The sequence below is a fragment of the Pseudoalteromonas sp. 1181_04 genome (assembly GCF_052850545.1).
In genome coordinates this window covers 69,344-83,238 of record NZ_VXCS01000007.1, presented here as the reverse complement: position 1 = coordinate 83,238, position 13,895 = coordinate 69,344, and the positions used below count along the sequence as shown (strand labels likewise).

Here is a 13,895-nt window from a genome sequence, read left to right as displayed (position 1 = left end):
ATCTTTAGAGCCACAAATATTTCCTACCTCAAATTACGGAGAATTCCAATGAAAGTTGCTGTATTAGGTGCTGCTGGCGGTATCGGCCAAGCGTTGTCTTTATTATTAAAAACAGGCTTACCAGCTGGTTCTGAATTATCACTTTATGATGTTGCTCCAGTTGTTCCTGGTGTTGCTGTTGATCTTTCTCATATCCCAACAGACGTTAAAGTTGCAGGCTTTGGTGTTGATGCACTAGATCAAGCGTTAACTGGTTGTGATATCGTTCTTATCCCTGCTGGTATGCCACGTAAGCCTGGTATGGACCGCGCTGATTTATTTAATGTTAATGCTGGTATTATTAAAACATTAGCAGAAGGTATTGTTGCTAACTGTCCAAAAGCATTAGTGGGTATTATCACTAACCCAGTAAATGGCACAGTGCCAATTGTTGCGGAAGTATTCAAAAAAGCAGGTACTTACGACGCGAAACGTGTTTTCGGTATTACCACTCTTGATGTGATCCGTTCAGAAGCATTTGTAGCTGAACTTAAAGGTGTTGACGTTGCAACTGTGAAAGTACCAGTAATTGGTGGTCACTCAGGCACAACAATCCTTCCGTTACTATCTCAAGTTGAAGGCGTTACTTTCACTGATGAAGAAGTTGCTGCGCTTACTCCACGTATCCAAAATGCAGGTACTGAAGTAGTAAATGCAAAAGCTGGCGGTGGTTCTGCAACATTATCAATGGGCGCTGCTGCTGCACGTTTTTGTATGTCTTTAGTTAAAGGCTTACAAGGTGAAGACGTTGTAGATTACGCTTACGTTGCTGTTGAAAATGGCGATGCTGCATACTTTGCACACCCAGTACGTTTAGGTAAAAACGGCGTAGAAGAAATTCTTTCTTACGGTGAACTAAGCGCATTTGAAGAGCAAGCTAAAAACGACATGCTTGATACGCTGAAAAAAGACATCCAAGAAGGTGTTGATTTCATCAACGCTTAATTGCTAAGACGATTGATACAAAAAAGCCTGCATTTGCAGGCTTTTTTATGCTCGAAGGATTTTTATACATTAGGTGTTTATTAGTGATTACGATCAACGGCAATACGAGCCAAGCTAACGAGTGCTTCTTTATACGGTGATTCATCTAATACAGATAAACACGCAATCGCTTTATCAGCTTCTTCGTTGGCTTTATTCATCGTAAACTCAAGTGCTTTGGTTTCATTGAGGGTACTTAGAATAGCTTCTAAGTGATCCATACCATTACTGTGCTCAATAGCATCACGGATCAACTGTACTTGCTCAGCATTACCGTGGCGCATAGCATAAAGTAGTGGCAGGGTAGGTTTGCCTTCGGCCAGATCATCACCGATGTTTTTACCTAACTGCTCAGCATCAGCATTGTAATCAAGTACATCATCCACCAATTGAAAAGCGGTTCCTAAATGCATACCGTAAAGATTAAGCGCTTGCAGTGTCGAGTCGTCTTTTTCGGTAATAATCGCAGCAAGGCCTGTTGCAGCTTCAAATAATTTAGCTGTTTTAGAATAAATTACCTGCATGTAGCTATCTTCGGTGGTATCAGGGTCGTTACAGTTCATTAATTGCAGCACTTCACCTTCGGCAATCACGTTGGTTGCATCAGCGAGTATTTGCATAACTTGCATTTTACCAATACCAACCATCAGCTGAAATGAGCGGGTGTAGATAAAGTCACCAACAAGTACGCTGGCTGCATTACCAAACTCAGCATTTGCTGTCGGTGTTCCTCTGCGTAAATTTGATTCATCAACGACATCATCATGCAGTAATGTAGCTGTGTGAATAAATTCAACAATAGTTGCTAAAGTAACATGATCTTTGCCTTCATAGCCAAGTGCTTTAGCCGCTAAAATAGCCAACATAGGGCGAACACGCTTGCCGCCGCTGTTTACTATATATAAGCCTAGTTGATTGACTAATGCTACATCAGAGCGCATTTGCGCGTAAATTAGTTGATTGACGTCATTCATATCGTTTTCGATTAACGCCTGGATAGCTTTTATATCCATTGATCTCCGAGCCAATTTTAATGGGTATACGGGGCTGATTGTACAACAAAAAACAGCTTTGCTCGACAGTTTGTGACGATTCGCTGAAAAAACACGGTTAAGCAGCTTAATTTAGCCTTAATTTGGAAAGATAACTTTTTTATTTGAGAAAATTTACGTTAATTCAACATGGTTGTTTTTTATTCTTAGTGCGTGTTTGTTCGTGGTGTAATTTATTTGTCATGAAACGCTAAAAAGGCTTGGCATAATGCCAATTTAATATAAAATAGGTGAAAATATTGAATCGCCTTCAATGCAGCTATTTTTTATTCATTTAATTAATAAAACAGGCTTGCTAGTTTTTGCACATTAGCGTAAACTTCGCGCCCTATTGAATAATATTTTAGTTGCGTCGATTTGAGGGCGCACAGACGGAGTTAATTATGTACGCGGTTTTCCAAAGTGGTGGTAAACAGCACCGTGTGACTGAAGGTCAAACAATTCGTCTTGAGAAATTAGACGTTGAGACTGGTGCAGCAGTTGAATTTGATTCAGTACTTTTAGTTGCTGATGGTGAGAAAATCGAGATCGGTGTACCGTTCGTAAACGGTGGTAAAATAACAGCTGAGGTTGTTTCACATGGTCGCGGTGAGAAGATTAAGGTTGTTAAATTTAGACGCCGTAAGCATTCTCGTAAGCAAATGGGCCATCGTCAATGGTTCACAGAAGTTAAAATCACTGGCATTAGCGCTTAATTAGAGGTACTTAGAAATGGCACATAAAAAAGCAGCTGGTAGTACTCGTAACGGTCGCGATTCAGAAAGCAAACGCCTTGGTGTTAAGCGTTTTGGTGGCGAATCAGTTCTAGCGGGTAGCATCATTGTTCGTCAACGTGGAACTAAATTCCATGCTGGCACAAACGTAGGTATCGGTAAAGACCACACTATCTTCGCAAAAGCAGATGGTAAAGTTCAGTTTGAACAAAAAGGTCCTTTAAACCGTAAATACGTAAGCATCGTATCTGAGTAATCAGAATCGGTTCTTAAAAAACCCCGCCTTTGCGGGGTTTTTTGTTTTGAAAATAAATATATACCTAAGCCAAGCCTGCAATCAGCTTGGCTTAGGTATATAATAGTGAAATTAACAAGCCAATCCCTAAAGTGAGTAATCATGAAGTTTGTAGATGAAGTAGAAATTCGCGCAGAAGCTGGAGACGGTGGCAGCGGCATCGTATCTTTCCGTCGTGAAAAATATGTCCCAGATGGTGGACCAGACGGCGGTGACGGTGGAGATGGTGGTAGTGTTTATCTACAAGCTGATGAAAACTTAAATACCCTTATCGATTATCAGTTTGAGCGTTTTCATAGAGCTGAACGTGGTACTAATGGCCGCAGTCGTAACTGTACCGGTAAAAAGGCTGATGACTTATATGTGATGGTGCCTGTAGGTACTCGGATCATGGATGTTGATACCCAAGAAGGTCTTGGTGATTTAACTCAACATGGTCAAAGAATTTTGGTTGCAAAAGGCGGTTTCCACGGCTTGGGGAATGCGCGTTTTAAATCAAGTACTAACCGAGCGCCTCGTCAAAAAACATTGGGCACACCAGGTGAAGTACGTAACCTTAAACTAGAGCTATTATTATTAGCTGATGTTGGTTTATTAGGTTTGCCAAATGCAGGTAAGTCTACTTTTATTCGTAGTGTATCGGCAGCGAAACCAAAAGTAGCTGATTACCCATTTACTACGCTGATTCCAAATTTAGGTGTGGTACGTCCAGAAGCAAATAAATCATTTGTTATTGCAGATATCCCAGGGTTAATCGAAGGTGCCTCTGATGGCGCTGGCTTGGGTATTCGCTTCTTGAAACATTTAGAGCGTTGCCGTGTATTACTGCATATTATCGATGTAATGCCTGTCGATGGTTCAAACCCAGTAGATAATGCATTTGCAATCATCAATGAGTTGCACCAGTACAGTCCTAAGCTTGCTGAAAAACCACGTTGGTTAGTATTTAATAAAATAGACTTATTACCTGAAGATGAAGCTCAGGCGCTATGTGAGCAAATTGCTGAAGAGTTAGGCGAGACTGAAAATATTTATCATATTTCTGCAATTAATAAGCTAAATACTCAACCATTAATTCATAACATCATGACGCTACTCGATAGCATGCCAAAAGAAAAATTTGTGCCAATTGAAGATGAAGAAGTTGAATTCAAATGGGATACTTATCATAAAGATGCCACTAAGAAGAATGATGACGACGACTGGGATAGTTGGGATGATGACGATTATGACGTTGAAGTTGTCTATGAACGTTAGACTAAAGTAAATTATTTTAAAAGGAGCTGGTGCTCCTTTTTTCTTGTTTAATAAAAAAGTATTAGGTTTTAATGTGAAGATTTCAATGATTGCAGCTATGGCTAAAAATAGAGTGATTGGCCAAGATAATAATATGCCATGGCATTTACCTGCTGATTTACAGCATTTTAAAGCGGTTACTATGAATAAACCAGTAATTATGGGGCGCAAAACATTTGAGTCAATTGGTCGCCCTTTACCTGGTCGACGCAACATTGTTATTAGCCGAAACACTGACTACACTGCAGCTGGAATTGATGTTGTAGCATCCCCAGAGGCCGCTATTTCATTGGTGTGTGAGTCTGATGAAGTAATGGTGATTGGTGGCGGAAATGTCTATCAACAATTTTTAAAAAGTGCCGATACACTTTATTTAACGTTTATTGATCTTGATGTTGCAGGAGATACACAGTTTCCTGATTACGAACAATCAGCAAACTGGCAAGTTGTAGAAGAGCTGTATAATCAACCGGATGATAACAATATTTATGGTTATAAATTTGTCACATTGGATAAAGTTAAGTAACATTATTGCGGTTAGGCTTATAGGTTGATACAATATTAAACAACTAAGGTAGTTATAAAGTATTACACAAGGGTCTACAATGATAAAATTATCAACACTCGTTATTGCTGCAGCTGTTATTTCTGGTTCTGTTGCTTTTAGCGCGCCAGTAAAAGCGGATGATCAGTTAGCTGTTTCAATCTGTGAATACATAGCTGCGGACGATAAAAACCGTTTACGTGATAAGTTAAAAAGCTCACGTGTAAAAATTCGTAATATTTATGATGCAGTACAATGTAATGGTCTTAACTTGCTACGTCATGCAGTTGCCAGTAATGCCGTAGATACCGGTGAATATATTGTGAAAAACTTATCTAAAAGCTCTTTAGAAGATGGAGCAGATATAGCATGGGCCGAAGCAAATGGTCATGGCGGTTCTGCATTAATACCAGCAATTAAAGAACGTGCTGGTTTATAAGTTATAATAAATCATTAAAAAAGCCGCGATATCGCGGCTTTTTTGTATCTGAAACAAAAGTTTAACAGATTCGACCTCTATTGTAATTTTATCTGGTAGAATAGGCAGGTTATAAGCAGTTTAAGCAGTGAACAACTATGTTAAGTCCTTTTTATCAGCAACATGCTGATTATGTCTCTATTTCTCGTGAACAAGGGTGTCGTTTCGCAAAGTGCGTTGCTGATGATTACAATCCACTTCATGATAAAGATGCAAAACGTTTTTGTGTGCCTGGAGATTTATTATTTTCATTGGTATTAAGTCGTTATGGCATCAGTGAAAAAATGGAATTTACCTTTGCCGGCATGGTTGATGAGAATACCAAACTCAACTTCCCTGAGGGCGCAGATGAGTTTGATATTACCAGTGGCGATAAAGTCATGCTGAAGGTTAAGCGCGAAGGTAAAACTAGCCAGTGCCAAACACTCACCGATAGTCTAATAAAAAATTACGTTGAGTTTTCAGGTACAACTTTTCCGCATGTTATTATTCCACTTATGGGCAAACAAGATGTCATGATCAACCCAGCTCGCCCTATGATTATCTATGAGTCAATGTTGATTAATCTCGATACATTAGAGATCCATGCACCGACGTTAGAATACGCAGAGCCCAGTTTTGAATATACAGGCAAGCGTGGGAAAATCACTTTGCGCTTTAACTTGTTAGAAAATGGTGTAAAAGTCGGCTGTGGTGAAAAGCACATGTTGGTATCAGGTATTCAACAATATTGCCAAGATACGGTGGATGATCTAATTACCTTCTATAACCAACGAAAAGAAACCCTCAAACCAGCTTGAACATTTAGCAAGCTTAGAAAGGCGCTGCAAAGCGCCTTTTTTGTTATTCGCTTTGGGCGTACAATAGCGCCATTATTTGTTACACAAAGCTAAACTTATGTCTGCGACTACTTTCTCTGAGTTAAAACTCGATCCTGTACTGCTTAATGCACTTGAACAAAATCAATATCATACCCCTACGGCGATACAGCTAAAAACTATTCCGCTGATTTTAGCTGGTCATGATGTTATGGGGAGTGCACAAACAGGAACAGGTAAAACAGCTGCTTTTGTATTACCTCTGTTACATAAATTACTTAATACACCAAGTAAAGATGAGCCAGGTACTGCTCGAGTACTTATTTTGACACCAACTCGAGAGCTTGCTCAGCAAGTCTTTGCTAGCTTTGAAAAATACGCGCAAGGTACTGATATTAAAGGCGCGCTTGCTTATGGTGGTGCCAGTATTGGCCCGCAAATTAAAGCCATGAAAGATGCACAAGTTGTAGTGGCAACGCCAGGGCGATTGCTGGATCACATAATCAAAGGCAGCATTAAACTATCTAGTGTTGATTCACTGGTGTTTGATGAAGCAGACCGTATGCTTGATATGGGCTTTATTGACGAAATTAAACGTATATTGCGCCATGTTCCCAGTGATCGTCAGACCTTACTATTTTCAGCGACCTTTGACGATAGTGTATTTGAGCTCAGTAAAAAGTTATTAAAAGATCCAAAACTTGTTGAAGTCAATAAACGTAATTCTGCGGCTGTAGAAGTTGAGCAAATCATTTACGCGGTTGATGAAGACCGTAAACGTGAGCTTGTCTCGCACATGATTGGCATGAAAAACTGGCGCCAAGTACTGATCTTTACTCGCACAAAGCAAATGGCCGATCAACTCGCCAAAGAAATGTGTAAAGATGGCTTAAAAACACAGTCAATTCATGGTGATAAATCTCAAGGTGCACGTGATAGAGCACTGCAAGATTTTAAAGAAGGTACCACTCGTGTACTCGTGGCAACCGATGTTGCAGCTCGGGGTCTAGACATAGCGTCGTTAAAGTATGTGATTAATTTTGAATTACCCTATATAGCTGAAGATTATGTCCACCGTATTGGCCGCACTGGGCGCGCTGGCGAGCAAGGCTTAGCGATGTCATTAGTCAGCCTTGACGAGCAGTGGTTACTTGAAGAAATTGAAGTGTTGCTTGATACTCGTCTAACGCCGCAGTGGTTAGCGGGCTATGAACCGGATCTAAATAAAAAGCCCAAAGATAATCGCAAAAACTCTAATAAGTCGCGAAAAGACCGAGATAAAAAACGTATTACAGGGCAAAGAGCACCTAGTAGACGCCGTAAATAAAAGCTTTCAGTTTTTAGCTATCAGCTGTCAGATAGATAAGAGCGAAAACCTGTTATTGAGATTGGCTAAATATTGTAGTTAATTGATAGGTCAAATAGCTCTTTGCGCATATATTCATGGAAATGAGCTGCACGCGTATGTTGATCTATTTAACTTAACTCAAATATTTTAGAAAACTTAGTGATAGTAATACCTTAGGTTATTTGTTAAAACTATATAAAGTAGGAAATGAGCGTGACGTCCGCAGAAATATACGCGATGAGCGCATTATTAAATGTTAGCGGATAGTGCATGATATATTTAGACAAAGATAAGTATACTCAGATGATAGCGGAGCTTAGGGAACGAATTTTGTCTGCTGAATTGCTATCAGACGATAGAAATTATGTGTTTATTGAGTCTACTTCTTTGCAGTTACGCAAAATTTTGGAGCTAATTGCTTACCTCTCTATTCTGGCTAATGGCGACAAATTAAACTCCAAGGAGCGAGGGGATTATCATGCTAAAAATATCATTGAAAATTTAGCGAAGAAAGCGACCCTTTTTTACCCTTTTCCTAGTCACATTATCCCTCCAGAGGAATCAAGTGGTGAACCTATCTTGATTCCGATAGGCTACGCTAACGCATTGTCGCAGAGTGAATTTTCAGCCATGTATCAGTTGTGTGGAAATATTTTGCATTCTCAACACCCTTTGAAATGCGACGTGGATATTGAAAATGTCATTACTAAAAATAAACAAACTCTACGGAAGCTTAAGCAATTGCTTAGTTATCACACTGTAGGGATTAAGAAGGAAGAGGACAAGTATACTTTTCTTCATGTGGAGATCGACTTCTCTAATAGCGAGAATACTAGAGCTTCAACAATAAGAGAGTACAATTCTCGTATTTTCAGCGAACGGCAACTTTTGGATATATTTCAACATGGCTTAGGGGCAGTTTGCAGCTAACAAGGCGTTTAAAAAAATCGGACACCGTAATGCTTGCTCGGTTCCGCTTCGCTTCACATTTTAGCAAGCATTACTATGCCGTTTAACGCGGCGTTGGTAAATAACCGTATGGAGCCTCCAAAGTGTTAGAGTTCGGTAAAGTTGTTAAATATTTTGATAATGGTTTTGGATTTATAAAGTGCATTCAAACTGATTCTGCATTGTGTAATAAAGAAGTGTTCTTCCACATTAAAGCAGTTAAGAAATTTGAAAGTAAGCTAGTAGAATTTTCAAATGGTTCCACTGAAAACCTATATTTTTGGTTTACCAGTAAAGACGGTAAGAAAGGCAAAGAAGTTGTTGAGTTTTGGTCAGAAGCTGAAAATATTCCCTTGGAGCATACTTTAACAATAGTTGAAAAGTACGCTGCAACTTTAATAAAAAGTGATAAAATGCCCGCCAAAGTAGTTTCTGCTCCTCCAAGCGCATTAAAGCGTATAATTGAAAGAACATTAGTACAGCCTGCTTTCGTAGCCAAGAAAGTAACAAATGCTGAGCGGCTATCCGCTAGACATTCTTTATCACTTGTTAAATCTGAAGAATTATCGCGACTGCTAATTGATATGGCAGAAAAGAACTTTAGGCTTAGTAGTGAACTTTCAAAGTACATTACTAGCAATAAACTTGGGCATAAATACCCTAATATTGCCGGCATAGTTACCATGACAGATGAAGAGAAAGAATGGGACTTTGATGGTGGGTTTCCAAAAGAAATTTATAGAATTATATGCCAAGAATTAAGTTTAACTGACAAAGGAACTTCAGCTCGTGCAATAGGATTTACTTCGTATCAAGATCAAAAAAATGAGCCAGATATAATTTTATAAATTGCACATAATAAACGCTTTAAACTGAACAAAAACAGTTGGTTAGGTTCCGCTTCGCTCCACATTATAACCAACAATTTTTGTCCGCTTAAGCGGCCGTTTTGTCAATGTCTGTAGATGGCACAAATCTGACAGATCAAGTTAGGACTTATTCAAATAAACGAAGCTAACTATTTGAGCTGGCTTATTCTAGGTCGCGTATTATTATTGCTAGAACCTAGAACCTAGAACCTAGAACCTAGAACCTAGAACCTAGAACCTAGAACCTAGAACCTAGAACCTAGAACCTAGAACCTAGAACCTTGAACCTAAGCAATCTGTTTTTCAGCTAAGTTTAATTCCATTGTCGCTTTTAATAAGCGGTAAAGATTAATTGATGCATCAATTTCTTCTTTACGGTTGGTTAAACTTTCAATATTTAACCCCAGTGGCACGTCTAAATGCGCGCAACTTCTTAGTATTAAATCTAAGTTTTCACGGCAAATACGTACAGATTCACTCAGTGGGTTTTGCGAATCAAGCATCCGCCATTTAGTTGCATCAGGTACGGAAATTCCTAACCATTGCATAAACTCTAAGGTTTTTTCACTGCCGCAGGGCGTAAAGGTTAGAATAATACGTTTAGGTTCGATACCTTGAGCTTTACAGCTGCGCGCATAACTGGTGATCAAATCCACGGTTGCTTGCGCGTTATACACAGCTTGTGAGATAAAAAATTTACAGCCTTGCGTGGTTTTTTCAAGTAAGCGTTCATGTTCATTACGTTTACTTGCGTGGCGCTCGGCAATGGTAACGCCTCCTAAAAAGAAGTCTTGAGGCTGTTCGCTTAAGACTTTATAAGCATCAGGCAGGCTTAATTTAATATCCCCGTCAGATGATGGACTACCGACTAATACTAGGTTTTTTAAATTAAACTGGTTTTTAGTTTCGCTTAACCACTGTTTAAATTCGGCCACACCGCGCTGTGCAACACTTTTATAAGTGATCACTTCTTGATGCGATAAATTACGTAGTAAGTTACTGTATTCTCGAGGATCTACCGTTTGCTTGAACGGAAAAGGGCGAGGCATCTCAGTGCGACTACTTTCATCTTGAATGTCATAAATAATCACGCCATCGTATTCAATTTCATGCAAACGAGCTAAGAGCTTTTGGGCGATAATTTCAAGCTGCGCTTTATCAGTACCAATACGTGGTGGGGTGGTACCAATTAAGTACACACCCTGATTGGTGTCTTCAATTTTCTCTTGTAGTGATAAAGCCATAATCCTCATTCCAGCTAAGTTAGTGTCTATGGCAAATAATATAGCAGCCATTTAGACGTCTAGATAGATTTTTTTAGTGAAACTTTTTCAACGAAGGTGAGTTTTATTCATGTTGCTCTGAATGAAGAGTTCTGTGTTACACAACTGTTTACATAATTAATTGCCTCAGGGGTCTTATATTGACTTGCTTTGTTGCATAATCGGATGACTAAAAACAAGAAATTTATTCAACTAACAAGGGATAGCAATGAAATTTAAATTATTAGCAACCAGCCTTGCGGTAACGCTTGCACTGGGCGGTTGTGCAAGTAACAGCGGCTCAAACATGGTCAAAGAGGTTGAGATTGAGCAGTCAACGGTTGCCAGTAGTAATGATCGGGTGTTCTCACAAGATTATTTATTAGAAGAGCTTGATAACGGTTTACGCGTTATGGTGGTGAAAACTGATTACCCTGATGTGGTATCACTACAAATTCCAGTCTCTGTCGGTTCTCGTAATGAAGTCGAAGCAGGTAAAACCGGTTTTGCACACTTTTTTGAACATATGATGTTTAAAGGCTCTGAAAAATATCCGCAAGATGTGTATTCTGATATTCTAAAAAATTCTGGGGTTGATAATCGCGCTTATACAACCAATGATTACACTAACTATCACTTAAACTTTTCAAAGCAACATCTTGATAAAGTACTTGAAATTGAAGCGGATATTTTTCAAAACCTGACTTATTCAGAAGAGCAATTTCGTACCGAAGCATTAACAGTTAAAGGCGAATACCTTAAAAATAATGCCAGCCCGGTTCGTAAGTTACTTTCTGCAGTACGTAATGAAGCATTCGAAAAACATACTTATAAACATACCACCATGGGCTTTTTTGCAGATATTGAAGCCATGCCGGATCAAATGGCATACGGTAAAGAGTTTTTTGCTAAGTTTTATAAACCTGAATATGTGTCATTAGTGATTGTAGGCGATGTTGATCCAGCTGAAACTATGGCTATGGTTAAAAAACACTGGGGCCAATGGCAAAAAGGCGATTTCGTTGCTGATATTCCAACCGAACCAAAACAGCAAGCGGCGAAATATATACATGAGCAAAACGAAGGCTTACCAGGGCATTGGTTATTAGTATCTTATAAAGGCACAGCCTGGCAGCCAAAACAAAAAGACAGAGCCGCGCTTGATTTACTGTCACAGCTTTATTTTTCAACCAACTCAGAGCTTTACCAAGAGTTAGTGGTTGATAAACAAATTGCTAGCCAAATGTTTAGCTATAACCCTGATACCAAAGATCCCGGCTTATTACATGTTTTTGTGAAAGTTGAAAATGAGGCTGATTTAGCGGTTGCTCGTGATGCAATTAATAGCACCTACGCAAAAGCTCGCACTGAGTTGGTTGATAGCCAAAAGCTAGCTGATTTAAAATCCAATCTTAAATACAGCTTTATTAACGGCCTAGACTCATCACAAGCTATAGGTTCAACCCTTGCCAGTTATATGCATTTTGAGCGCGATCCAGAAGTCGTCAATCAGTTATATGCAACGGCAGATAGCATCACCGCGCAAGATATTAAAGACATTGCTAATAAGTATTTTGTAGACAGTGGTCGTACTACTGTGACTATGTCTGCACTGGATAAAGTGGCTGGCTTTGAGCAAGAAGTGGACTTAAACACTCTCGTTGCTAGCAAGCAAACTGTGCAACAGCGTCATTTTAAAGTGCTAGATAAAACCAATAGTTCGCCATTGATTGATATTAACTGGTTATTCCATACCGGTGCTGCGGCTGATCCTAAAGGTCAAAAAGGCGTAGCTGCACTCACTGCGGCCATGCTTGCTCAAGGTGGTTCACAGGCGAAGAGCTACAACGACATTAAACAGGCACTTTATCCATTGGCAGGTAGCTTTGGTTATCAGATAGATAAAGAAATGATTTCGCTACAAGGGCGTGTCCATAAAGATAACGCTACACAATGGTATGCACTGGTTAGTGAGCAGTTACTAAATCCTGGCTTTAGAGAAGATGACTTTAAACGCCTTAAGAAAGAGCTCATCGACGGTATAAAATCTGGCCTAAAAGCCTCAAATGACGAAGAGCTAGGTAAAGAAGTGCTTTATCATAAGCTGTATCAAGGTCACCCATATGAGAGCTATAACTACGGTGATCTATCTGATTTAGAAGCATTAACACTTGATGACGTGAAAGCGTTTTATGCGAAAGAATTTACTCAAGCTAAACTGACTGTCGGTTTAATTGGCGCAGTACCTGAATCACTTAAAGCAACCATGTTTAGCGATTTAAGTGCTTTGCCTAAAGGTCAGCAAAGTCGTTTATCGATTCCTGATGCACCAGCGCTAAAAGGTCATCACGCTACAATTGTAGAAAAATCAGCGCAATCGACTGCGGTATCGTTTGGCTTCCCAATTGATACCATTCGTAGTAGTGAAGACTGGACGGCACTGTGGTTAGTTCGCTCATACTTTGGCGAGCACCGCAGTTCAAACTCATATCTTTATGAGCGCATTCGTCAAACCCGCGGTATGAACTACGGCGATTACGCGTATATTGAGTATTTCCCACGAGGTATGTTCCAGACTAAGCCTGATGCAAACTTAGGCCGCTCTGAGCAAATATTTCAAGTATGGCTTCGCCCGCTGCGCTCGAACAATGACGCTCATTTTGCAACGCGTACCGCTTTATTTGAACTTGATAAGCTAATCAAAAATGGCATGACAGAAAAAGACTTTGACGCAACGCGTAACTTCTTAATTAACTTTGTGCCGCAAATGGTAGCAAGCCAAAACCGTCAATTAGGGTATGCGCTAGATAGTGAGTTTTACAACACCGATACTTTCGTAAAGTATGTAACGAGCAAGCTTGAAAAACTGACAGTAGCTGATGTAAATCGTGTCATAAAAGAGAACTTACAAACGGATGATATTCAGTATGTGTTTATCACCGGCGACGGAAAAGATATGCAAAAGCGCCTAGCGTCAGAGCAAACATCCCCTATGGTATATAACGCAGAGAAACCAGCTGAATTAGTTGCTGAGGATAAAGTAATCGCTGATTACAAACTGGCAATACCAGCGAAAAATATTGAAGTACTTGCTGTAGATAAAATATTTCAATAAATAATTAGTCTAAAGGTTCAAAGCCCGCATATTATTAATATGCGGGCTTTTTTATGTTGTTAGTAAATAGTAACTTTATTGTTGCTTAGTATAACTTAGCTGTTTAAGTAGCTGGGGATAGAGAGAAATGCTAC

General features: G+C 39.5%; 13 protein-coding genes. 11 read left to right on the top strand and 2 right to left on the bottom strand.

Annotation, left to right across the window (positions count from 1 at the left end; translation table 11 throughout):
- Nucleotides 1-48 precede the first annotated feature (48 nt).
- Nucleotides 49-984, top strand: a complete 936-nt coding sequence (gene mdh / locus FW757_RS07410) for a malate dehydrogenase (protein WP_145235472.1) — start codon at nucleotides 49-51, stop codon at nucleotides 982-984.
- Nucleotides 985-1,064: 80 nt separating this feature from the next.
- Here the strand turns inward: mdh and ispB are convergent, their stop codons facing one another.
- Nucleotides 1,065-2,036 (bottom strand): octaprenyl diphosphate synthase, encoded by a 972-nt coding sequence (ispB, locus tag FW757_RS07405; protein WP_182739816.1) that lies wholly within the window; start codon nucleotides 2,034-2,036, stop codon nucleotides 1,065-1,067.
- Nucleotides 2,037-2,458: 422 nt separating this feature from the next.
- Between ispB and rplU the strand changes: the two genes are divergently transcribed.
- From rplU to FW757_RS07360, 9 genes are all read left to right on the top strand, one after another.
- Nucleotides 2,459-2,770, top strand: a complete 312-nt coding sequence (gene rplU / locus FW757_RS07400; protein WP_006794538.1) for a 50S ribosomal protein L21 — start codon at nucleotides 2,459-2,461, stop codon at nucleotides 2,768-2,770.
- A 16-nt stretch (nucleotides 2,771-2,786) separates the two neighbouring features.
- Nucleotides 2,787-3,044: a 50S ribosomal protein L27 gene (gene rpmA, locus FW757_RS07395; RefSeq protein WP_064665557.1), complete on the top strand. Its 258-nt coding sequence runs from the start codon at nucleotides 2,787-2,789 to the stop codon at nucleotides 3,042-3,044.
- A 141-nt stretch (nucleotides 3,045-3,185) separates the two neighbouring features.
- Nucleotides 3,186-4,340 carry an Obg family GTPase CgtA gene (gene cgtA / locus FW757_RS07390; protein WP_149982083.1) on the top strand — a complete coding sequence of 385 codons (1,155 nt, stop codon included), beginning with the start codon at nucleotides 3,186-3,188 and terminating at the stop codon, nucleotides 4,338-4,340.
- Nucleotides 4,341-4,425: 85 nt separating this feature from the next.
- Complete coding sequence (gene folA / locus FW757_RS07385) at nucleotides 4,426-4,905, top strand: type 3 dihydrofolate reductase (RefSeq protein WP_404688085.1); 480 nt, start codon at nucleotides 4,426-4,428, stop codon at nucleotides 4,903-4,905.
- Nucleotides 4,906-4,984: 79 nt separating this feature from the next.
- On the top strand, nucleotides 4,985-5,362 hold the full coding sequence (locus FW757_RS07380; protein ID WP_145235479.1) for a DUF3718 domain-containing protein: 378 nt from the start codon (nucleotides 4,985-4,987) through the stop codon (nucleotides 5,360-5,362).
- Nucleotides 5,363-5,499: 137 nt separating this feature from the next.
- Entirely contained in the window at nucleotides 5,500-6,201 is a 702-nt protein-coding gene (locus FW757_RS07375; RefSeq protein WP_149982081.1) for a DUF3581 domain-containing protein, read from the top strand.
- 97 nt (nucleotides 6,202-6,298) lie between these two features.
- On the top strand, nucleotides 6,299-7,546 hold the full coding sequence (locus tag FW757_RS07370) for a DEAD/DEAH box helicase (protein WP_182717146.1): 1,248 nt from the start codon (nucleotides 6,299-6,301) through the stop codon (nucleotides 7,544-7,546).
- A gap of 351 nt (nucleotides 7,547-7,897) precedes the next feature.
- Nucleotides 7,898-8,497 (top strand): hypothetical protein, encoded by a 600-nt coding sequence (locus FW757_RS07365; RefSeq protein WP_446441062.1) that lies wholly within the window; start codon nucleotides 7,898-7,900, stop codon nucleotides 8,495-8,497.
- Nucleotides 8,498-8,619: 122 nt separating this feature from the next.
- On the top strand, nucleotides 8,620-9,363 hold the full coding sequence (locus tag FW757_RS07360) for a cold-shock protein (RefSeq protein ID WP_446441061.1): 744 nt from the start codon (nucleotides 8,620-8,622) through the stop codon (nucleotides 9,361-9,363).
- Between the two features lie 308 nt (nucleotides 9,364-9,671).
- Here FW757_RS07360 and FW757_RS07355 read toward each other — a convergent pair whose 3' ends face one another.
- Complete coding sequence (locus FW757_RS07355) at nucleotides 9,672-10,628, bottom strand: methylenetetrahydrofolate reductase (RefSeq protein ID WP_145235486.1); 957 nt, start codon at nucleotides 10,626-10,628, stop codon at nucleotides 9,672-9,674.
- 247 nt (nucleotides 10,629-10,875) lie between these two features.
- Here FW757_RS07355 and FW757_RS07350 point away from each other — a divergent pair, with 247 nt between their 5' ends.
- Nucleotides 10,876-13,761 carry a M16 family metallopeptidase gene (locus FW757_RS07350; RefSeq protein WP_446441060.1) on the top strand — a complete coding sequence of 962 codons (2,886 nt, stop codon included), beginning with the start codon at nucleotides 10,876-10,878 and terminating at the stop codon, nucleotides 13,759-13,761.
- The last annotated feature ends 134 nt before the right edge of the window (nucleotides 13,762-13,895 follow it).